Source organism: Ruegeria sp. ABV3_008, from assembly GCF_056161185.1.
This window is the reverse complement of sequence record NZ_JBSWYP010000022.1, coordinates 12,204-34,183: the sequence shown is the minus strand read 5'-3', so window position 1 is coordinate 34,183 and position 21,980 is coordinate 12,204. Positions and strand designations below refer to the sequence as shown.

General features: G+C 56.7%; 21 protein-coding genes. 2 read left to right on the top strand and 19 right to left on the bottom strand.

The window, feature by feature from the left end; genetic code table 11:
• The first annotated feature begins 1 nt into the window (after position 1).
• A complete protein-coding gene (locus ACXAH8_RS22550; protein WP_475220751.1) occupies positions 2-190 on the top strand; it encodes a DUF2783 domain-containing protein in 189 nt (62 codons plus the stop codon).
• 322 nt (positions 191-512) lie between these two features.
• Here ACXAH8_RS22550 and ACXAH8_RS22545 read toward each other — a convergent pair whose 3' ends face one another.
• The 19 genes from ACXAH8_RS22545 to ACXAH8_RS22455 all read right to left on the bottom strand — a co-directional run bounded on the left by ACXAH8_RS22545 (position 513) and on the right by ACXAH8_RS22455 (position 21,090).
• Complete coding sequence (locus ACXAH8_RS22545) at positions 513-2,489, bottom strand: copper amine oxidase (RefSeq protein WP_475220750.1); 1,977 nt, start codon at positions 2,487-2,489, stop codon at positions 513-515.
• A gap of 22 nt (positions 2,490-2,511) precedes the next feature.
• Positions 2,512-3,918, bottom strand: a complete 1,407-nt coding sequence (locus tag ACXAH8_RS22540) for an aldehyde dehydrogenase family protein (RefSeq protein WP_475220749.1) — start codon at positions 3,916-3,918, stop codon at positions 2,512-2,514.
• A 110-nt stretch (positions 3,919-4,028) separates the two neighbouring features.
• Positions 4,029-5,000 (bottom strand): helix-turn-helix domain-containing protein, encoded by a 972-nt coding sequence (locus ACXAH8_RS22535; RefSeq protein WP_475220748.1) that lies wholly within the window; start codon positions 4,998-5,000, stop codon positions 4,029-4,031.
• 143 nt (positions 5,001-5,143) lie between these two features.
• Entirely contained in the window at positions 5,144-5,347 is a 204-nt protein-coding gene (locus ACXAH8_RS22530; RefSeq protein WP_170643809.1) for a hypothetical protein, read from the bottom strand.
• Positions 5,348-5,473: 126 nt separating this feature from the next.
• Positions 5,474-6,235, bottom strand: coding sequence for a Phenylacetic acid catabolic protein (locus ACXAH8_RS22525; RefSeq protein ID WP_475220747.1), 762 nt, complete (start codon positions 6,233-6,235; stop codon positions 5,474-5,476).
• A gap of 13 nt (positions 6,236-6,248) precedes the next feature.
• Entirely contained in the window at positions 6,249-7,322 is a 1,074-nt protein-coding gene (locus ACXAH8_RS22520; RefSeq protein WP_475220746.1) for a 2Fe-2S iron-sulfur cluster-binding protein, read from the bottom strand.
• A gap of 13 nt (positions 7,323-7,335) precedes the next feature.
• The gene (gene paaD / locus ACXAH8_RS22515) at positions 7,336-7,797 is read right to left on the bottom strand and encodes a 1,2-phenylacetyl-CoA epoxidase subunit PaaD (protein WP_475220745.1); all 462 of its coding nucleotides are present in this window, start codon (positions 7,795-7,797) and stop codon (positions 7,336-7,338) included.
• Between the two features lie 6 nt (positions 7,798-7,803).
• Positions 7,804-8,562, bottom strand: coding sequence for a 1,2-phenylacetyl-CoA epoxidase subunit PaaC (gene paaC, locus ACXAH8_RS22510; protein ID WP_475220744.1), 759 nt, complete (start codon positions 8,560-8,562; stop codon positions 7,804-7,806).
• Positions 8,562-8,846 carry a 1,2-phenylacetyl-CoA epoxidase subunit PaaB gene (gene paaB, locus ACXAH8_RS22505; protein WP_475220743.1) on the bottom strand — a complete coding sequence of 95 codons (285 nt, stop codon included), beginning with the start codon at positions 8,844-8,846 and terminating at the stop codon, positions 8,562-8,564. Before paaB ends, paaC begins: the two co-directional genes overlap by 1 nt.
• A 23-nt stretch (positions 8,847-8,869) precedes the next feature.
• Positions 8,870-9,847 carry a 1,2-phenylacetyl-CoA epoxidase subunit PaaA gene (gene paaA, locus ACXAH8_RS22500; protein ID WP_475220742.1) on the bottom strand — a complete coding sequence of 326 codons (978 nt, stop codon included), beginning with the start codon at positions 9,845-9,847 and terminating at the stop codon, positions 8,870-8,872.
• 24 nt (positions 9,848-9,871) lie between these two features.
• The gene (locus ACXAH8_RS22495) at positions 9,872-10,435 is read right to left on the bottom strand and encodes a hypothetical protein (RefSeq protein ID WP_475220741.1); all 564 of its coding nucleotides are present in this window, start codon (positions 10,433-10,435) and stop codon (positions 9,872-9,874) included.
• A 16-nt stretch (positions 10,436-10,451) separates the two neighbouring features.
• Complete coding sequence (gene pcaF, locus ACXAH8_RS22490; protein WP_475220740.1) at positions 10,452-11,654, bottom strand: 3-oxoadipyl-CoA thiolase; 1,203 nt, start codon at positions 11,652-11,654, stop codon at positions 10,452-10,454.
• Between the two features lie 197 nt (positions 11,655-11,851).
• Positions 11,852-12,667: a PaaX family transcriptional regulator C-terminal domain-containing protein gene (locus tag ACXAH8_RS22485; protein ID WP_475220739.1), complete on the bottom strand. Its 816-nt coding sequence runs from the start codon at positions 12,665-12,667 to the stop codon at positions 11,852-11,854.
• A 49-nt stretch (positions 12,668-12,716) separates the two neighbouring features.
• Positions 12,717-14,747: a phenylacetic acid degradation bifunctional protein PaaZ gene (gene paaZ / locus ACXAH8_RS22480; protein ID WP_475220738.1), complete on the bottom strand. Its 2,031-nt coding sequence runs from the start codon at positions 14,745-14,747 to the stop codon at positions 12,717-12,719.
• A gap of 119 nt (positions 14,748-14,866) precedes the next feature.
• A complete protein-coding gene (locus ACXAH8_RS22475; RefSeq protein WP_475220737.1) occupies positions 14,867-16,054 on the bottom strand; it encodes a cytochrome P450 in 1,188 nt (395 codons plus the stop codon).
• Positions 16,054-17,406: a TRAP transporter large permease gene (locus ACXAH8_RS22470; RefSeq protein ID WP_475220736.1), complete on the bottom strand. Its 1,353-nt coding sequence runs from the start codon at positions 17,404-17,406 to the stop codon at positions 16,054-16,056. Before ACXAH8_RS22470 ends, ACXAH8_RS22475 begins: the two co-directional genes overlap by 1 nt.
• The gene (locus ACXAH8_RS22465; RefSeq protein WP_475220735.1) at positions 17,403-17,909 is read right to left on the bottom strand and encodes a TRAP transporter small permease; all 507 of its coding nucleotides are present in this window, start codon (positions 17,907-17,909) and stop codon (positions 17,403-17,405) included. The genes ACXAH8_RS22470 and ACXAH8_RS22465 overlap by 4 nt, the downstream gene beginning before the upstream one ends.
• 57 nt (positions 17,910-17,966) lie before the next feature.
• Positions 17,967-18,986: a TRAP transporter substrate-binding protein gene (locus tag ACXAH8_RS22460; RefSeq protein WP_170681187.1), complete on the bottom strand. Its 1,020-nt coding sequence runs from the start codon at positions 18,984-18,986 to the stop codon at positions 17,967-17,969.
• Between the two features lie 70 nt (positions 18,987-19,056).
• Positions 19,057-21,090, bottom strand: coding sequence for an FAD-dependent oxidoreductase (locus ACXAH8_RS22455; protein ID WP_475220734.1), 2,034 nt, complete (start codon positions 21,088-21,090; stop codon positions 19,057-19,059).
• 103 nt (positions 21,091-21,193) lie between these two features.
• On the opposite strand from ACXAH8_RS22455, the gene paaG reads away from it, so the two are divergent.
• Positions 21,194-21,979 (top strand): 2-(1,2-epoxy-1,2-dihydrophenyl)acetyl-CoA isomerase PaaG, encoded by a 786-nt coding sequence (paaG, locus tag ACXAH8_RS22450; protein WP_475220733.1) that lies wholly within the window; start codon positions 21,194-21,196, stop codon positions 21,977-21,979.
• Position 21,980: the final 1 nt, after the last annotated feature.

Below are 21,980 nucleotides of genomic sequence, written 5' to 3'. Positions count from 1 at the left end.
GATGCCCCTGAATAACGAACCAAACCTGTATTCCCCCGATGATTTTTACGCTGACCTCATTGCAGTGCATGAAGGGCTGTCGGATGAGGAAAGCGAAGCCCTGAACGCACGCCTCATTCTCATCCTTTCCAACCACATCGGGGATCGAGAAACACTGAAACAGGCACTGGGGGCCGCGAAGGAAAGTTGACCTCTTGGTTGTCGGCCCGACAACTTTTCGGCTGTACTGGGACCAAGGAAACCACTTCGGCCCGAAAGACCCCGAACTCGTTCCCGAAATGCGCCGCATCTATCCGGAGCTATAAGATGATGGCGTCTTAGTACGGATCAACGCAAACAACATTATTCTTTCACCACTACTAATCCTGACGATGCAACAAGCCGATCAGATCCTAGGCCGTCTGCGTTCGGTTCTTCTAGGCGAAGGATATTAGTGACACTTTGTAACTTCCAAACCGAAAGAAGGGCGACCTGCAATGGATCGCCCTTTTTTGGTGTTTAGTTGTTTGTTATTACTCGCGGATCGTCAACGCCGGGTTATGCGCGAAGAAGTTGAACGGCATGATGTGAACCGTCTTCCACTCGGTCGACATCACAGGCCAGTCTTCCATCCGCGGGATGTGGTGGAACCCTGCGGTGAACCAGGACACAATATCCTGACCCATTAGCGGCTTGTCCTCCTTGACCCATTCCGCCAGCGTGTCGGAACCGTCGCTTTGCATCGCGTATTTACCACCTGCATAGCGCTGCTCTTGGTCATAAACAGTCGTCCACGAGGAATACTCGATATAGGCGTTGCGCTTGAACGGCGGGTCGCTTTCAAAGTCGAACGGACCGTATGCGATCGAGCCGTGGTGGATCATCCAGCCCGGAGTGTGGCCCAGATACCCTTCCGATTGCGGGTTCGAGATATGGACGTGACGCGGTTTGGAGGCGCTGAAGCGATAGCGCGCGTCCAGCTCACTGTCCGGCATCACATGCTGCCAGGTCCACATCGATTTGCGCGGGCTGTCCGCAGGTATTTCGGCCGGGACGATTTCCATCAACCCCATGTGGTTGACCGGCTGGTCGATGTCAAAGTCGATCCGGAAGTTGAAATAGTGGTCATGGTTGGCCGCAACCAGATGCGGTGCAATCAACGTGCCATACTTGGTGTCTTCCGCAGCGGTTTCATCATTCATCGAGGTCGAAACCACGCCTTTGACCGCGTCCAGACCGGTTGCGCCGATCTTGATGAACATCTGACCGTCCTGTTTGAAGCGGTAGTCGATCAGATAGTCATAGTTACCGACCTCTGACGCAGTGCGCACAACCAATTCGGTTTCCGAGCGGCCCTCTGCGGGTACAAAGTTGTCCGGCGTCTGTGCAAAGATCTCAAAGTGGCGCCAAGCAGGGTCACCAATGTTGCGCTCGAAGATGCAGATCGCATCCGGAATTTCCAGCGGCATACCTGCGTCATCCGCGATTACTGCAGGAAGGAAGGTTGCATATTCAGGGCAATCCACACCCGCACGCAACGGCGTCAGGAACAGACCGAAGCCATATTCGCCACTGTCCATATAGGTCCGCCAGTACCACCCCTCGGTCGGGTCCATATAGGGGACAAACACTTCGGACAGATGCGTCTGATAGATGACCGAACGCCAATTGCCCTGATCGTTGACATCAATGTTCGAGACAACGAGGCCAGCACGCTTTTCCGCGCGTAGATTCATGCGCCAGATGTCCCATTCCAGATGGTTGCCATCCAGGGTGTAGTTCGGGCCACCTTCCTGCGTCAGCAGAACTTTGTTGGTTTCCGGGCGCAACTCGACCCGTTCGGCAACCTCTTCGGCAGTGTATCCCCAGGTGTCTTGCGGCAAGGGGATCGCACCGGTGTCGATGACCTCAACAACCTCTTGCTTGCCGATGTCGTAGATTGCGAACAACCCTTCGATCGGCTTTGCGTAGAAGTTTGAGCCTGTCGGGTTCTGATAGCAGGGCACCTTCATCAGGCGGGTGCCATCGAATTCGGGGGTAAAGAAGTTACCTGCTGTCAGCGGCAGACAAAACGCGTCTTCATTTGTCAGGCCACGCGCTTGGAGCCCTGCGATCATATCCGGGTGACCCAAAGCCCCTTCCAGTGCACCGATGAACTCCGCAAACAATACCATCGGCTGACCCGAGCCTTCGATGGCAAAGTTTTCTTCAACGGTGCCTTGCGTGATGTTCACGATAGCTTCGCTGAATCCTTCGTCGGTGGTGTATTGCACCATCGCCTTGCGATCCAGTGCATCGCCTTCTTTCCAATCCAGAACTTCGGCTTTCGACGGCTCGTGCAGATCGATCAAAGGGTACAGCGTCTCGTCGGTGACGGTGCCGCTGTCTTTCAGGATCGCGTTGATTTGCTGGAGTTCGTCCGGGGTTAACCCGTCCAGGGGATGTGCCAAAGCGCTACCGGCGAAAACGGCGCCCAGTGCAGTTGTGGCAAGGATATTTCTGATCTTCATCTTTTCCTCTCCTGTCTTGTTCTTAGCTGAATACGACTTGGATATCGGTGTATTCGGCCAAACCTTCGTCCGCGAATTCGACACCAACGCCAGATGATTTGACCCCGCCGAACGGGGCGTTGGGTTGAATTGCGCCATGTTTGTTGATCCAGACCGAACCACACTCCATGCGGCTGGCAACGGCCTTGGCGGCGTCGATATCGGACGACCAAACCGAGCCACCCAACCCGTTCGGGCTGTCGTTGGCGGCCGCAATTGCGTCTTCCACTTCTGAATACTTGATGATTGGCAGCGCCGGGCCGAACTGTTCTTCATCGACCAGCGGATCGCCGTTATTCAGACCCGCAATAATCGTGGGAGGGAAGAACAACCCGTCGCCCGGCGCACCGCCTAGCAAGACCTGGCCACGTTCTTTCGCATCGGCCACCAGGCGGCTGACCTTGTCAAACTGCATCTTGTTCTGGACCGGACCCAGGATCGCGTTGTCGTCCATGCCATCCCCCACCGGGATATTGCGGGCGAAGGCCACCAGCGCGTCGCAAACCTCATCATGGATGCTTTCGTGGACATAAAGACGTTTCATCGCAGCGCAGGTTTGGCCGTTATTAATGAAACCGCCCCAGAACAAACCTTCGGCAATCGCTTGCGGGTCTGCGTCGGGCAGAACGATACCGGCATCATTGCCCCCCAGTTCTAGGGTCAGGCGTTTCATGGTTTCCGCGGCCGAGGCCATGACCTTCTGCCCTGTCGCACAGGACCCGGTAAATACGATCTTACGGATGTCGGGATGGGCAGACATGGCCCCTCCGATATTGTCGCCCTTGTCGTCGCTTGTGATCACGTTCACGACGCCCGCAGGCAGTACTTCGTTGATGATCTGAACAAGGCGCAGGGTCGACAGTGGGGTCAGAGGCGAGGGTTTGATAACCACCGTATTGCCGGTGCGCAGCGCTGGCATGATATGCCAGATCGCAATCATCACTGGGAAGTTCCAAGGGATGATCGACCCCACAACGCCCAGCGGCTTGCGGTGTAGTTCAACGCGGCCTTCGTTGTTATCTTGCAACACTTTCATTGGTAGGGACAGCCCGGCAGTATATCCTGCCCAAGCCCCTGCCCCGCCCATTTCCCAGCGCGATCCAAGCCCGTTAAGCGGCTTACCCTGTTCGGCTGTGATAATCTGTGCAAGCTCCTCGGAATGCTCTCCGATCTTCTGCGCTACGGCCTCGCATGCGGCCTGCAGTTCTTCGTCCGATTTGGCCGACCAGCTTTCGAAAGCAGCTTTCGCAGCTTTAACGGCAGTATCCAGATCAGCGCGTGTCGCATTGGGCGCACGCCCTGCGACTTCACCGGTTGACGGGTTCAATACGTCAAAGCTGGTGGCGGTAGATACCGGTTGACCCCCGATAGTCAGATCGTATTCGATCACGGCTTGTCCTCCCTAAATCGCGATGCCTGTGCGCGAACGCAGCAAGGCTGGGGAGTACTATTATCCGACCGGTCGGTCGAGTCTTGGGGTTTTGCGCCAAATATTATGGCTTAGGACGACATATTCTTCCGCACCGCCCCCGGTGAGACACCAAATCGTTCCCGAAAGACCTTGTAGAAATGCGACAGGTCGTTGAAACCGGAATCATACGCAACCGCAGCGATCGTGTCGCGCCCTACGTCAGAGTTCACCTCTTTTAGCCGGGCTTTCGCTGTTTCAAGCCGCACGGTCATAAGGCGTTTGCTGGCGGTTTCCCCAAGGGTTCCAAAATGACGCTGTAGCGTCCGAGGCGAAACCTGCAATGCTTCGGCCAATGCCTGCGGTCCGAATGCAGGATCCATCGCGTTCTGTTCAATCAGTTGAAGAGCGCGCGAGAGGACCGCGTTTGCTTCTCGCCCGCGTTGGTCTTCCTGATGGCTGACACAGCGGAAATACGCACCTAACAAGCTCAAAAAGGCTTCGCCCAAATGTGGGGCTACAGCGGCTTCTTCGGTAAATATCTTGGCCAGCACGGCACGCATGGCGAAAAACAGGGGGTCGTTACGATCTACTGAGATACCACCCGTGCAGATCTCACCGAATCTGTGGACCATCTCGTCGCGTGGCAAATGGATCGAAACCTGACGCGAGTTCATCCCGTCATAAACAAACTCGGAGCGTTTCGCGCTGTCGACCAGATACATGTCGCCCGGTCCCAGCAAAACCGATGTATCATTCTGGTGGATACGACAATTTCCCTTGTCTTGGATGAGAAGAAACAAGTGCTCTCCGGGATCTTTTCGGATCATACGCTCGTCCCGAAAAACCCTTTGTGCGTCGAGCGATACGATTGCCGTCTCAAAGCGTGAGACCGGTAAGGTGGAGATATCCCCGTCAATGCGTCCGCGCGTGGCAACACTGGACTCGACAGCAAACTGCCCGCAAATCTTTTCCAGATCCTGAGAAAACCCCTCTACAGATCGTGAACGCAAATTCGTCCGCACAAGCGGTTTAAAATATGCGCTGTCTAGCTGTGGCTTCATGGGTGACGGGCTTGCTATGACTGGATCAGCGTAAAGAGTACCCCTGATGTTAGTTTTCAGCAAAACGTTTTGTAATGTATAGAACTGGTGGATTTGGCGTGTACTCGTCGGGCTGTATGTAACTCACTCCAAAGTGTTTCGCTTTAGGAATTGACCCAAACTGATGGCGTTGGGACGATCACCACGGGCTGGCCAATTGGTTGCAGCGCGATCTCACTTGTGAACAGCAAGAAACCAAGATTTTCAGCCTGTTTACTCGCGTAATCCAAGAGTTCTTTCATTCCCCATTGAGCGAATTTCTGAATCCCCGGATAATCGATAATCTGAAGTGTTACCGAATGGCCCATTGCGATCAGTCGTCAGGCCACGTCCGACAAACCCCAGCCCTACATTGCTATTTTTCTTGTTTTCCCAAAAACTTGGGCCTCGCCTCAGACTAGAGGACAGGCCCAAACTCGCCCCAATCAAGTGATTTACAAAGGCGTTTTCAATCCCAAAGTCTTCAGCGTGTCATCCATCGTCTGGCTCCAGCGTTCTCTCAGGGAACTGTTTTTATTCCGCCGCAGACCAAGTGATTTCAACAACTCGAACCGTTTCGGATCATCACCCCCGAAAGACACCGCGACGCGAGGCCACCAATAGTCGACCGAGACCTGCATTTGCTCTGCTTCGCCTCGTTTGATTAACTTAGTTGCGCCTTCCATAGCCAGTTCACCATGGTGTGCTTCGATCGGAGCGATTGCGCGGAAAATTTCGGCCAGGGGTTGGTAGGAAATCGTAGAATACTCAGCCAGTTGTTCGGCGACGGCGCGGCTCATGAGCAGATTCATGATCACGGCATCCGTCCAACCCGAGAACGGATAGTTGAACACAGCCAAGCGCATATCATGTTCGGAACGCGTTGCTCCGATGTCCGCAGCCCGGCTTAACCGGGCCGTCCACGGGTGATGATTGGCGTAGCGTTCCGTGTCGGCTCCGAACTCTCCCATAATGTTCAGAACACGATTTGCATGATCCGTTTTTTCAAGCACGATCTTCGCGGCAGCGATGCGTTCTTTTATTCCCGGCCCGAGGTTAATTACGTCAGCAAAACCGGCAGCGCCTGCCAATTCACTGTCAACAAAGGTTGCCATCAGTTTCAGCAACTCACCGCGATAGCGAGGTGGGACATTTGACGGGTTGGTCAGCACGCCGCCCGCTGCCAAATAGCTGTCGAGAGTCATCGTATCGGTCATGTCTACCTCTCCTCTACTGATCGTAATCCACGACCACACGGTCCGTTATCGGATAGGCCTGACAGCTGAGCACATAGCCCTTCTCGACCTCGTAATCCTCAAGCGCGTGGTTTGCGACCATCTCGACCTCACCTTCCAACACTTTGCAGCGACAGGTCGAACATACCCCGGCTTTGCAGGCATAGGGGGCGTCCAACGCGTTTTCCAAAGCAGCATCCAGAATGGACAAGTCCTTGGGGATGGTCAGGGTCTGAGTCGAGCCATCCAGCGTAATGGACGCGTTGGTCTGATTGTCTGTCCGACCGGCATCTGCCGAACTTGCTTTGCGCTTTGCGCGACCCGGCTGGGCGCTGGCAAAAAGTTCGAATTTAATCTGGCTGTCGTCTAGCCCGTGTTCGCGAAGGGCGGCGGCAATACCCAGCATCATGGGTTCAGGACCACAAATGAACGCCGTATCGACGTTTTCGATATCGACCCAGTGCTTGAACAACTCGACGCATTTTTCCCGCGTGACCAGCCCGGTGAACAGGTCGATTTCCTGGGAATCCGTCTCAAGAATATGGATCACGTTGAGGCGACCCATATAAAGGTTCTTAAGGTCCTCTAGTTCTTCGCGGAACATGATCGTGTTGATGCCTTTGTTGGCATAGATGAGCGTAAAGCGCGACTGGGGTTCACGGGCGAGCGTGGTTTTGAGGATCGACAGAACAGGCGTCACCCCGGACCCACCGGCAAAACCGAGATATTGCTTTTCGGCACCTGCATGGATCGGAGCGTGGAAGCTGCCCATCGGCGGCATGGCTTGCACGATGTCCCCGACATTCAGTTCCGAGTTCGCCCAGCCCGAGAACGCCCCGCCGTCTACGCGCTTGATGCCAACCTGCAGGACACCGTCGTCCTTGCCTGCGCAGATCGAATAGGACCGGCGCAGTTCTTCGCCGTCGAACTCGCGGCGGAACGTCAGGTATTGACCGGCAGTAAAGTCAAACTCTTGCGCGGCACCATTCATGGGCTCCAGAGTCAAAACCACCGCGTCACGGATCGTTTTTTGGATATCGGTGACCTTCAGGTCGTGGAAACGTGCCATCCGGTGCTCCTCCTCAGATGCACTTGAAATAGTCAAAAGGTTCAAGGCAGTCGGTGCAGCGCCAGTGCGCCTTGCACGGGGTCGAGCCGAACTGGCTAACCTTCTCAACCGCCTTGCTGCCACAATGCGGGCACCGTTCCGGGCCGCCTGCCGGTTGCGGCGGCGCGATGCCGTATTCTTCCAGCCGCGCACGGCCCTTGTCGCTGAGCCAATCGGTGGTCCAGGCGGGTGAAATGGCGGTCTCAATCCTGATATCTTCGATCCCGTGATCCCGTAGCGCGGTTTCAATGTCCATGCTGATGACCGACGTTGCCGGACAGCCGGAATAGGTCGGTGTCACCGTCACCTTCAAGGTTTCGGCATCCCAGCGCACATCCCGCACAATCCCCAGATCAACCACGGAAATGACTGGTATTTCAGGGTCGGGGACGGTATCCAGCCAGTCCCATATCTGTTCTGTCGGCACCCGTTCCATATCGGTTTACCAGCTGGCGCCGGGATAGGCCCGTTGCAGCCACTGCATCTGAGTCAGCAAATGCCCCAGATGTTCGGTGTGCATCTGCCCTGTACGCCCGCCTTTATGCGCGAAATTGCTGTCTGGGATCGTTAGCGTCGCATCCGCCAAGACCCGCTGAACCAAAACGTCATATTCTTCGCGCAGATCGGCAGGATTGGGCGCGATACCAACGGCTGCCATCTGGGTATCCACATCGTCGCTGGCGAACATCTCACCCACGTAGGGCCAAAGATAATCCAGCGCCGCTTGCATCCGGTCGTGGCTTTCCGCCGTTCCGTCGCCCAAGCCAACCACCGTGTCGCCAGAGCGTTCCAGGTGATAGGCGACCTCTTTGCTGGCTTTGGCCGCAATGGCCGCGACACGGTCGTCTGACGATTTGATCAGACGCCCCAGCATGATCGAATGCCACGCATCAAACAAGAACTGGCGTATTAGGGTCCGGCCAAAGTCTTCGTTCGGAACTTCGACCATCAAAACATTGCGGAAATCCCAAGCATCGCGCAGGAACGCCAGGTCATCTGCGCTTTGGCCGCCGTCGATTTCGCCTGCAAGGCCAAGCCACATCTGGGTTTGGCCGATCAGGTCCAGCGCGGTATTGGCCAGTGCGATATCTTCTTCCAGCACAGGCGCATGGCCGCACCACTCGCTGACGCGGTGACCCAAGATGAGCGTGTTGTCACCCATTCTCAGCAGAAACTGCAGGAAGGCTTCGTCGCGGGTCATCACATCGCCCCCACTTCATCGGGGATTTCGAAGAATGTTGGGTGACGGTAGACCTTGCTTTCGCTGGGCTCATATAGTGGGCCTTTGTCACTAGGGGATGAGGCCGAGATATTGTTCGCTTCGACCACCCAGATCGACACCCCTTCGTTTCGGCGCGTGTAGACATCGCGTGCGTTCTTGATCGCCATTTCTGCGTCCGGTGCGTGCAGCGATCCGACATGACGGTGGCTCATACCGTGCTGACCGCGGATAAAGACTTCCCACAGGGGCCATTCGTTTTTCATCGGGTTTCCTCCTCAGGTCAGGCTTATTCAGCGGCCACTTGACCGGCGCGTTTCTTTTTGGCGTGGGCCAGCAGGCCGTCCCGCACCCATTGCCCGTCGTTCCAGGCCTTGTTGCGCGCGGCCAGACGGTCGGTGTTGCAAGGGCCGTTGCCTTTGATGACATCAAAGAACTCGGACCAATCGGGTTCCGAGAAATCGTAGTGGCCGCGTTCTTCATTCCATTTCAGATCCGGGTCGGGAACGGTCAGGCCAAGAAATTCAGCCTGCGGCACGGTCTGGTCGACGAACTTCTGACGCAGCTCATCATTGGTGTTCATTTTGATTTTCCAGGCCATGGATTGGGTCGAATGGACCGAGTCCTTGTCGGACGGTCCGAACATCATCAGCGACGGGTACCAAAAGCGGTTAAGGGCATCTTGCGCCATCTTCTTCTGCTGGGGCGTGCCTTCGGCCATCTTGCGAATGGCATCGTAACCCTGACGCTGGTGAAAGCTTTCTTCCTTGCAGATCCGGATCATGGCACGCGAATACGGCCCGTAGGACGTCCGCTGCAGCGGCACCTGGTTCATGATCGCGGCCCCATCGACCAGCCAGCCAACCGCACCAATATCGGCCCAGTTCAGGGTGGGATAGTTGAAGATCGACGAATACTTCATCCGACCGTCCAGCAGCATCTCGGTCAGCTCGTCCCGGCTGACGCCCAGTGTTTCTGCCGCGCAGTACAGGTATAGCCCGTGTCCGGCCTCATCCTGCACCTTGGCCAGCAGGATCGCTTTGCGTTCCAGCGTGGGCGCGCGCGTGATCCAGTTGCCTTCGGGCAGTTGTCCGACGATTTCGGAATGGGCGTGCTGACCAATTTGGCGGATCAGCGTTTTGCGGTAGCCTTGCGGCATCCAATCTTTGGGTTCGATCTTGATGTCCGCGTCAATCTTTGCCTGAAACTCGGCAAGCTTTTCAGGGTCATCGTTTGTGGCCTCAGACTTAACCATTTGTGCGTACATCGTATTTCCTCCTCTCGGATGGGATCAGATTTTGAATACGTGGCTTAGAACCCGCATGTTTCCTTTTAGTGCGGAACCACCAAGGTCTTTTGCCAAGCGCTGTAAAACATCCGCAAATCCGTAGCTGGGAATGGCGGCTTCGACCTGGGCGACTTGATCGCGTGACAGTCCTTTTCGCACCTTGCCCCCTGTCGCATCGATCCAGTCACCTTTTCGGCAGGCGTTGACCACATCGGCATGCGGCCCGCGGTAGGGTGTAACCTTGTGGTGCCAGTGAATGGCATTGCGCAGCAGCTCTGGATCCAGTCCCCAACCCTTTTCAGCGTTGTCCCTCAGCGCCAGTTCTTCGGATGGCTCCAGATATGCCAGATCGTGTTTCGTCCAAAGTCCGATATCGTGGTAGACGAAGGCCGTCTCGACCAATGCAAGATGCGTGTCATCGCCGCCAAGGAAGTGCATGGCATAGGTAATCACACGATAAACATGGCCCCGATAGGCCTTGTAGTCGTCGCCGAGAACATCTTGATACGGCTCAAACAGGCGCTCGACGCGTTCGCTGTGGTCGATTATCTGGATCGCCTCAGTCAAAACAGTGCTCTCCCAATCAAACCCGTTCCAGGATCAGGGCTGCGCCCTGCCCGACGCCCACACACATCGTGCAAAGAGCATACCGCCCACCTGTCCGCCGCAGTTGATATGCAGCGGTCAACACCAGCCGCGCTCCGGACATGCCCAAAGGGTGCCCCATGGCGATGGCACCACCATTCGGATTCACATGCGGTGCGTCGTCAGCAAGGCCCAGTTCGCGAAGTGTTGCCAGCCCTTGCGAGGCAAAAGCTTCGTTTAACTCTATCACATCCATCTGTTCTATGGTTAGCCCAGCCCGCGCCAAAACCTTTTGGCTGGCCGGTACGGGCCCAATCCCCATGATGCGCGGCGCGACGCCAGCCACCGACATTCCCACAACCCGTGCAATCGGAGTAAGGCCGTTCTTTGCAGCCGCCGCCTCATTTGCCATCAAAATGGCTGCCGCTCCGTCGTTAACGCCAGACGCATTGCCCGCCGTAACAGTTTTGTCTGGCCCGTTCACTCCCTTGAGGCCCGACAGCTTGTCGGCCGTTGTTCCCAGGCGAGGATGCTCATCAGTTTCGACCACTATCGGATCACCCTTACGTTGTGGGACCGAGACCGGAGTGATCTCATCCGCGAACAGCCCCGCCTCATGCGCGGCGGCCCATCGGGCCTGACTGCGCGCCGCGAAACTGTCCTGATCCGCGCGGCTGATGCTATAGTCTTCGGCGACATTGTCAGCGGTTTGCGGCATTGAATCGATACCGTAGGCCTGCTTCATCTTCGGATTCTCAAAGCGCCAGCCGATGGTCGTGTCGTAAACTGCATTGCTACGTGTGAATGCTGATGTCGCCTTGGGCATCACAAAGGGAGCACGGGACATGCTTTCGACCCCACCCGCTATCGCCAGATCATAGTCACCCGCCTTGATGCCTCGGGCGGCCATTCCAACAGCATCCATGCCGCTGGCGCACAGGCGATTTATGGTGGTTCCCGGAACGTCAACCGGTAATCCAGCCAACAAGGCCGCCATACGGGCGACGTTCCGGTTGCTTTCACCGGCCTGGTTGGCATCACCATAGATGACGTCATCCACGCTGGACCAGTCGACTTGCGGGTTCCGCTCCTTCAGCGCAGCCAGCGGAATGGCCGCCAGATCATCCGTGCGGATCGACGACAAAGCCCCGCCGTATCGCCCAATCGGCGTGCGCGTCGCGTCGCAAATGAATGCATCCATCTGTGAATTCTCCCGGGCGTTCACACTCAATTATAGACCGTATGGTCGGTTTATATTTCCGTCATCGATTCGAGGCAAGCATTATGTTACCGAATTTTTATTTCTCTGCACATTCTCGTAACATAAAAAGAAATCAGTTTGCTGTTAAAGCAAGCCATCATCCTTTGAGATATCAGGAGGGACTTTGTCCCAAAAACCTAAGTGCTCAACTCTGCTTCCAAATTTTTGAGTTGCGGTCGGGGCAGCCTGTCCAAAATCCTAGAGACCGCCTCGCGGCAAGCGGGCTCCTTCCAGTCACTTGGTAGAAAATCCGAGGGCAAAGCTGGGTGTCGCAAGATGATGCGGCGCCAATTGTGCACAAGGAGGACACGCAGAGCTGCCGTTTTCATCGGATCATCCACACCGGTCGTCGGCAGCAGATCGTCGATCGCCTGGATTGATGTCCAAAACTCGTCATACGCGGTTTTCAGCGACTCTGGTCCGCATAGCTCTCGTAGCCAATCTGGTACTGAAATCGCGGTAGTCTCAAAACCCAGCAGGTCTTCCAGATCGCGCGGCATAGGTCCCGCTGCCATCGCTGTGAACGGGTTTAATGAGATATATTCCCCAGTCAGCAACAGATCGGACAGTTCCTTTCGGGATGTTTCCGAGCTGCTCGACATCAGCACATGCCAGATGTCTGGTTTGGCCGTTTCGCGAGCGTAAATGCGTGGCGCGGCGGCTGCGCTTTGAGTACGGCCATAGTCCGTAAGCTGATGGACGCTTGCGCGTCCAACGCGCGTACTTTCGATCCAGCCTTCTTTGCGCAATCGATGCAACGCCACTCGGGTCGCTTCGGCCTTGATTCCCACAAGGCTCGTCAGCGCAGTGATCAATGATCCGCTTATCTGATCGGATTTGTTTTGCGCCAGATCGCCAAAGATCGTGACAAGCACAGACCAAACCCGCAGAGACCCTTCGGAGGTCAAATGACGAACGCAATGGTCGAACCAGTCTGTGGAAGCGTCTTTCATGGCCGCAGTATAGGCGGGCCGGATCGAATTACCATCCGGCCCGGTTTCGTCAGTAGGCCACCATTGTCAGCAGTTCGTATTCGGCAACAAGGTCGTCATCCTGTTGAGTCATCGTGACATGCCAGCGAACCTCACCATACTGATCGTTTCGTTTGGTCTTTGATTTGACGGTCAGGCGCACTTTGATGCTGTCGCCCGCCACAACCGGTTTCATGAAACGCAACCCATCCAAGCCTGTGTTGGCCAGGACCGGGCCTTCGTTCGGTTCGACAAACAACCCGGCGGCGAAGGACAACAGCAGGTACCCGTGCGCGACGCGGCCCGGGAAGAACGGATTTCGTTCCGCGGCGGCCTCATCCATGTGCGCATAAAAAGTGTCGCCGGTGAATTCCGCAAAGTGCTCGATATCTTCGAGCGTGACGGTGCGCGGCGCCGTGTGAATAGTCTCACCGATTGCCAGATCGTGGTAGCGTCGCGTGAAAGGATGCGCCGGGCCTTCGATCTCGGTTGCGCCCGAGACCCATTTCGACCCAATCGCAGTCAACATGTCAGGCGAGCCCTGAATTGCCGTGCGCTGCATGTAATGTTTCACGCCCCGCACGCCGCCCATTTCCTCACCGCCACCCGCGCGACCGGGACCGCCATGGACCATATGCGGCAGGGGCGAGCCGTGGCCCGTGGCCTCTTTCATCGAGTCGCGGTTGTTGAAATAGAGCCGCCCGTGATACGCCCCGGCACCCATAGCGAATTTGCGCGCCACATCCAGGTCATGAGTAATGACCGACGCGACCAAAGACCCCTGCCCCCGGTTCGCCAGCTCAATCGCGTGGTCGGTGTCGCGATACCCCATGATCGTGCTGACCGGGCCGAAGGCTTCGGTGTCATGAACGCGCTGTGCCGCATCCGGGTTGGCACAATGGAACAGCATTGGCGGCAGGAAAGCCCCTTTTTGGGCATCTGCGCCGTCAACGGCAAAGTCATCCGGGTTGCCGAACACACGTTCGGCCTCTTGGCAAATGATCGCAGCCTTTTCCAGTACATCCAGTTTTTGATCATTCGATACCAGCGCGCCCATGCGCGTTGTCTCAAGCCTAGGGTCGCCGATAACCGTTTTTGCCAGCCGCGCGGAAAGCGCTTCGATCACCGCCTGCACATGCCGCTCGGGTGCGATGATCCGGCGGATCGCGGTACATTTCTGACCCGCTTTTGTGGTCATCTCACGCTGAACTTCCTTGACGAACAGGTCAAACTCCGGCGTTCCCGGTTCGGCGTCTGCGCCAAGCACTGAACAGTTCAGACTGTCCTGTTCGGCCACGAAACGGACAGAGTTTTTCAGAATGACGGGGTTAGACCGCAGTTTCAGCGCAGTGTCGGCCGAGCCGGTAAAACTGACCACGTCCTGCATGGTCAGGCGATCCAACATGTCACCCAGACCACCCGACACAAGCTGGAGCGCCCCGGCAGGCAGAATGCCAGAGTCCAGCATCAACCGCACGCATAACTCGGTCACGTAGCAGGAGTTGGTCGCCGGTTTGACGATGGCCGGAACACCGGCCAGCAAGGTCGGAGCCAGCTTCTCCAACATGCCCCAAACCGGAAAGTTGAACGCGTTGATATGAACTGCCACACCCTGTAGCGGCGTGCAGATGTGCTGACCGACAAAGGTCCCATTCCGCGACAGCTGCTCGACGTCACCATCCAGATAAACGTGCCCATCGGGCATTTCGCGGCGCCCTTTCGAGGCAAATACGAACATTGTACCGATCCCACCATCGATATCGATCAGATGGTCCGACTGGGTCGCGCCCGTGTTGAATGACAGGTAATACAGGGCCTGCTTGTGCTGCCCCAAATGCACCGACAATGCCTTGAGCATCTTGGCGCGCTCATGAAAGGTCATCTGACGCAACGCCGGACCACCAACGTTGCGCGCATAGTCCAACATGCCCTGTACATCCAAGCCAGTGTTGCCAGCGGTCGCGATCACTTCACCGGTCACAGCACTGGCAATGTTGCGGGCACCCTCGCCCGGCGCGACCCACTCACCGGCCGCGAAACTTGAAATCTGTTGGATCGTCATGTGCCTCTCCTCAGTCCTGAGATGATCTACGCGGACCTATGTACGCGGTTATGGTAGCTATAATATTTACCGTACGGTCGGTCAATAAAAAGACCGATTCATTTTCTTGTTCGGTCACGTCAAACTTGTGCGGGAAGCTCGGCGAACCCTCGAAAGCGAATTCGCCCACCACGCCTTGCGGCCTCTTTGACCTGATAGTTGGGAAAGCGGTTCAAAAACCGACTGACCGCAATCTTGCCCTCCATCCGAGCAAGAGTCAGACCGACGCAGGTGTGCGGGCCACCGGCAAAGGCGTGGTGCTTGTTGGGGCGGCGGCCCAGAAGCATGTCGTCGGGCCGCTCAAACTGCCTTGGGTCGCGGTTGGCGGCGCCGATACACAGGTGAACATCCGTGCCTGCCGGTATGGTATGGCCGTGGAATGTCACATCGTCAGTGGTCAGGCGATTGCCGAACTGGTTTGGGCTTTCCAAACGTAAGAATTCCTCCACTGCTGTGGAAATCAGGTTGGGATTGTTCAGCAATTCCGAGCGTTTATCCCGGTGCCGATCCAGCAAATCCAGCGCGTTGCCTATCAGGTTTGTCGTGGTCTCGTGCCCGGCATTCAGGATAAAGATACAGTTCTGATACAGCTCAACGTCGGTCAGGCCGCCATCCGCATCGTCTTGCATCAGCCGTGTCAGAACATCCGTTTCCGGATTGCCCGGGTTGGCTTTTCGATCCTCAATGATATGGCGCATAAATTCTTTGAATTCGGAGACGGCGCGATTGCCCCACTCTTCCTGCTCAGGCGTCAATTGTGGTTCCAAAGCCCCAAGAATAGCCAGAGACCAGTCCCGTAGTGGTTCGCGTTCGGACCTGGGAATGCCCAACAGGTTGCCGATCACTTCGATGGGGATCGCCCCGGCAAAATCCTCGATCAACTCGACTGTGCCTTTGGCTTGCATCTGATCCAGCAAACTGTCGACGAGTTGGATCAATCCCGGCTCCATCTGCGCCAAGGCACGCGGGTTCATCGCTCCGACCATCACCTTGCGGACGCGGGTGTGCAGGGGCGGATCGTTGAACACCAGACTTGTGGTGTGGTGTTCGTATAGGGGGCTGTCGACCCCGTATTTGGGCCCAAACACCGCCTTTTTGTCCGAGATAAACCGCGTCGTATCCCGATAGACCAGATCCAGATCCTCGTATCGCGACAGGATCACCGAGCCGTCGGACTGGGGGCAAACCGGCATATCCTCGCGCAGCGCGGCATAGGCTGGATAGGGGTCCTCGTGAAACCCGTCGGGAAGCGCCGTCAGGGAAAACATCAGTGACCCATCGCCCCCATATGTTCGGGCAGCACCAGTACCAGCCAGGGCACCAGAACGATCAGGGCCAGACGGAAAATGTCGGCGATCCAAAATGGAGTAACACCCCTGAAAATCGTTGCGGTCGAAACGTCCCCGACCACCCCTTTCAGGATGAAGACGTTCAAACCAACCGGCGGGGTGATCAGGCTGATCTCGGTCACGACAACAACCACGATTCCAAACCAGATCGGGTCATAGCCCAGCGACGTCACCAGCGGGAAAAAGATCGGCACGGTCAGCAAGAGCATCGACAGGGATTCAAACACGCAGCCCAAGATGATGTAGATGCCCAGGATCATCAGGATCACCACGAACGGTTCCACGTCATAAGCCGTGACCAAACCAATCAGCGCCTCGGGCAGGCCAGCGAGGTTGATGAAGTTCGAAAAGATTTGAGCCCCAATCAGGACCGAGAACAAGGCTGCGGCGGTAAAAGTTGTTTCTTTCAACACCTCGAAGGTCGAACTCAGGGTCAACCCACCGCGGGACAAGGCGATCAGAAACGCCCCCATGGCGCCCATGCCGGCGGCTTCGGTCGGGCTGAAGGTCAGGTTCAGCGGATGGAAATCAAACGCGCCGTAGAGCCCGCCAATGACCAGAAAGAACAACAGCAACACTGCCCAAACCGACCGTAGCGCTGTCAGTTTTTCACCCCAGCCGTGTTTTTCTCCGGCGGGTCCGGATTCGGGTTTGCGCCAGACGGTCCAGCGGACTGCAAACAGATACAGAAGGATGCCAAGCACGCCGGGAATGATACCGGCCACGAACAGCTTGCCGATGGATGTCTCGGTCAACAGGCCATAGATAACAAGGATCACGGAGGGCGGGATTAGAATGCCGAGCGTACCGCCTGCCGCAATCGAGGCAGTCGACAGCTCATCCGAATAACGATAGCGGCGCATTTCCGGCATGGCGACCTTGGACATCGTTGCCGCCGTTGCCAGGGACGAGCCGCAGATGGCCGAAAACCCCCCACAGGCCGCAACCGTAGCCATCGCGATCCCGCCTTTGAAATGGCCCAGAAACGCGTTTGATACGGCGTAAAGCTCGCGCGCCAGCCCGCCTTTGTTCACGAACAAACCCATCAGGATAAACAGTGGTATAACCGAAAGGCCGTAGTCCTGTGCCGTGTCGGTGATCTGACGACCCACCATCGACATCGCTGCTTTCAAGCCGCGTTCGGACAGAATACTGCCTCCGCGTTCGTATGCAAAACCCAGCGTTCCGACGAGGCCCATTGCAAAGACAATCGGCAGGCGCAGAAGCACAAGAACAAGAACAAGGCCAAAGCCGATCAGTGCGGCAGTCATTGAGGGTGCTCCGACAAAGTATGGGGGGCGAAGATGTGCAGAAGGCCGGTCGTGATCATCGCGACGGCGGTGATCGCTGCGGACGCGGCAATGAACCAGCCGATATAGAACACGGGGATCGACAGGTACTCGGTCACATCACCATAGTCCCGCGCCCGTTCAGCCAAGATCCAGACCCGCTGTATCGGCCAGAAGAGCATGATGCCCGAGACCAGATAGACAATCGCATCCCTGGCGCGGCTTAGGCGCAGTCGCGCAAACAAACCGTCCGTCAGGTCCACTGCAATCTGACCTTTTCCAGCCGAGATCATCGGAAGAACCGAGAATACAAGGATCGCCATCAGAATACGTGTCAACTCGGTCGCCGCTTCGATCGGCGCGTTGAAAATGGACCGAAGAATGACGTCGCAAAACGTCATAACCATAAGGATAAACAGCGCCACACAGGCCATCACTGTCGGAAAAACACTGATGCGGCGCGCGAAGGATACCAGAGATTGCATGAGGAATTCCCGCCCGTTCGAAACGGTTGGCGGTGCGAGACCGCCAACCAGCTCACGTTATTGCGCGGCCATTTCACTGACGATCATGTCATAGGCGGCCTGAGCATCGACCCCGGCACCGTTGACTTCGTCAATGACCTTGGCGCGGACATCGACAGCAATTGCGTTGAACTTCTCCAGGTCTTCGGCAGATGCGGTGTTGATCGCGTTGCCGTCTGTGCCTTCGGTGGCTTCGCGCCCGATGGCATCAATTTCGTCCCAGATTTTACCGATTTCACGGCTCAGCGGCTCGCCAAAGACTTGCTCTTCCAGCGCTTGCTGCAGCTCGGCAGGCAGATCGGCAAATGTGTCTTCGTTCATGATGAAGGCGAAAGAACCGCGATACAGACCGCCCGGAACTTCGTACACGTTCTGCGCCACTTCGGTCAGCTTGAAGCCCTTGCGGGATTCAAATGGCATCACGACTCCATCGGCTGCTTTCGAAGCCAGCGTTTCGTACACTTTCGGAGCGGGCACCTGGATACCGGTTGCGCCCAGTGCTGTACCAACATCGCCACCAACACCGCCGGGGATGCGAACCTTGAGGCCTGACACCTCGTCCAGCGTTGTAACAGGGCTGCTGGAATGTAGTTGGGCCGGTCCATGCGTATGCAACGCGATCACCTTGACGCCGCGATGTTCGTCGGCCGCCTTCAGGTGCGTGTCATAGGCCCGCCAATAGGCCACCGATGCGGCCTCGGCCGAGCCCTCATATCCGGGCAGTTCGATCATCTTGGTGGTGACAAAACGGCCGGGCTGGTAGCCGTGGAAAATGATCGAGGCATCCGCCGCCCCATCCATGATCAGGTCCATCTGAGCCGGCGGTGGTGCGATGCCAAGTTTCAGTTCGGCGGTGACTTGGCCATCGGTGGCTTCTTCAACCATTTCGACGAATTTCGGCCACATCTTGGCGTTGATGCCATGGGTCGGCGGCGCCCAGCTGGAAATAGTCAGCGTATAATCTGCCGCCATCGCAACGGTACCCGAAATGGCAAGTGCCGCCGAAGCCAGCAAGGTGCTCAAGTTGCTGAGTTTCATGTTCTGTCTCCTCCCTGTGAAACATGCATTCTGAATGCGTTAATGGTTGCTTTTGTAACCATCAACACTTTTAAAGCGCTATAGTTTGGGCCGCGATGGCCCAAGACGCCGGACTTTCCTTAGCCACAGCCAGCATAACCGACTGGGACACGTCACTCCCAATTTCCTTGCGATAGTTCATCGGCCCCCCGCGCCAACGCGGAAAGCCATAGCCATGGATCTGAACCATATCGACGGCTTCTGCGTTTTCGGCGATCCCTTCATGGATGATCAAAGCGCCCTCATTTGCCATGACGGCCAGGAGGCGAGACGATATTTCCTCGGCCGTAAAAGTCCGGCGGGTAATGCCCTGCGCAGCGGAATACCCTTCGATCAAAGCCTCAACTTCGGGGTCGCGGATCGGTCTGCGATTTCCGTCTTCGTACCGGTACCAACCTTTACCAGCACGCTGGCCAAACCGTTCCATCTCACATAGTTGATCCGCGATGGTGACATAGCGTTCCTTCGGGTGACGCGTGGCAGCGTTGCGTTTTCGATTTGCCCAGGCGATTTGCAGCCCGGTCAGATCCTGCAGCTCATAGGGCCCCATAGGCATCCCAAAATCCCGCATCGCCTGATCAATTTCATGGGGCAACGCCCCGTCTGCCAGCAGATAATCAGCCGCGCGCCGATAGGCGGCGAGCATGCGGTTGCCTATAAACCCGTCGCCAACGCCGGACAGCACCGAGACCTTGCGCAGCTTCTTGCCCAGAGCAAACCCTGTGGCCACCACCTCTGGGGCGGTAAGGGGTGTGTGCACGATCTCGAGCAGTTTCATCACATGAGCCGGGCTGAAGAAATGCAGCCCGATGCACCGTGTCTGGTTTTCGATGCCCGAAAAGATTTCGGCCGGGTCCAGATAAGATGTATTTGTGGCAAGAATTGCGTTGGCGCCCATGTTCTTCGCTAATTCGGCAAAGACCTGCTGTTTGACCGATAGGTCCTCGAACACGGCTTCAATGGCCAGTTCCGCGTTGGCTGCTTCAGCATAGCTGTCAACGGCGCGAAATCGGGACAGGCAAGTCTGGCATTGCGCTTCGGTCATCTTTCCGCGTTTGACCGCGCCCTTCAACAGGCCTTCAACCCGATCATGGGCTGCGGTTGCTGCCTCGGAGTCGCGCTCGATCAACGTTACAGACAGGCCAGCCGTCAGAGCGGCCGTTGCGATCCCGGCGCCCATCAAGCCGCCACCCACAACAGAAATACGGCTGATATCACGCGGCTGGACATCCTTGATCAGAGAGGGCTTTGATACGCTGCGTTCCGCAAAGAATGCATGACGCAGCGCGCGGCTTTCCGCCGTTTGGCGAAGCGCCAGATGGCGCGTCCGCTCCATCGGCTGTGCGTCGGAAAACGGCTTCTGGGCCCAAGTTAGTGCGGTCAGGTTCTCCAACGGCGACTGCTGCCCCTTGGCGCGCTTTTTCAGCGATGCCCGAGAGGTCTCGATCAGATCCGGCGCAAAATCAGCAACAAAACGTTGGCTGACCGCCAAAGGACGGTCCGGCAGATCGGCCACAAAATTCTCGACCGCCTCCTCAAGATCGCCGGCCACTAGGTCGACCGCCCCAAGCTGCAGCATCTCTTCCGCCTTCAGCACTTTGCCTGTGCAGGCCAGATCAATTGCCGCTTCCATCCCCACAAGGCGTGGCAGACGTTGCGTGCCGCCTGCGCCGGGGATCAATCCAACATTGACCTCTGGCAGACCGAATCCCGTCCCGGGGGCAGCAATCCGCCAAGCGCACGCCATCGTAATTTCGAGTCCGCCACCCAGAACGTTCCCGTGCATACAGGCAATGAAGGGAACCTCGCTGTCTTCGATCATTTGGACGACATCGGGCAAGTGCGGCTCGACCGGCGACCTGTCGAATTCGGACATGTCCGCGCCCGCGACAAAGGTCCGGCCAGCGCAACGTAGCACAGCGACCCGTGCGCCCTTGACCGCATCCACAGCATCTGCAAGCCCCTGCCGGACCGCTTGCGAGGTCGCATTGACCGGCGGGTTGTCAATGGTGACCCAGGCGACATCGCCTTTGAGTTCAACATTCACAAGTGACGTCTGAGACATGGGTGTGCCCTTCAAGCGCTCTGGATTCGAGTCTTGTTTATATATTGACCAACCGTTCGGTTAATGCAATGATAAAAATGAAACGACATCTGGCAGAGCAGTCATGAGCGATACGATTCTTGTAGAAGATCACGGGACCTGGGTTGAGATTACTCTCAATCGTCCCGACAAACTGAACTCATTCAATGATGAGATGCATTTCGCGCTGCAAGACGCGCTGAAATCCGCCCGAGACAATGGCGCGCGCGCCATTCTTTTGACAGGTGCAGGGCGCGGATTTTGCGCCGGACAGGATCTTGGTGACCGCGATCCATCGAAAATGGACGGCCCGCCTGATCTGAGCAAAACCGTGCGGACCTTTTATGCGCCTTTAGTGCGATTGATCCGGTCGCTGAACTTCCCGGTTATTTGTGCTGTGAACGGTGTTGCTGCCGGAGCCGGGGCAAATCTGGCACTGGCCTGTGACATGGTTTTGGCCGGTGAAAGCGCCAAGTTCATTCAGAGTTTTGCCAAGGTCGGTCTGATCCCTGATACTGGCGGCAGTTGGCACCTGCCCCGCCTATTGGGAGAGGCCAGAGCCAAAGGACTGGCGCTTACGGCACAACCTTTGCCAGCAAAACAAGCAGAAGACTGGGGCCTGATCTGGAAAGCCCTGCCCGATGAGCAGTTGATGACCGAAGCCCGCGCATTGGCAAACCAATTTGCCAACGGTCCGACCGTTGGGCTGGGCAAAACCAAGCAGTGCATTCAGGCCGCGGCAACCACCACCCTTTCTGATCATCTTGAAATCGAAGCGGACGCTATGAAAATCTGCGGGGAAAGCGCGGACTATGCCGAAGGCGTGTCTAGCTTCCTCGAAAAACGCGTACCAAGTTTTCAGGGCAAATGAC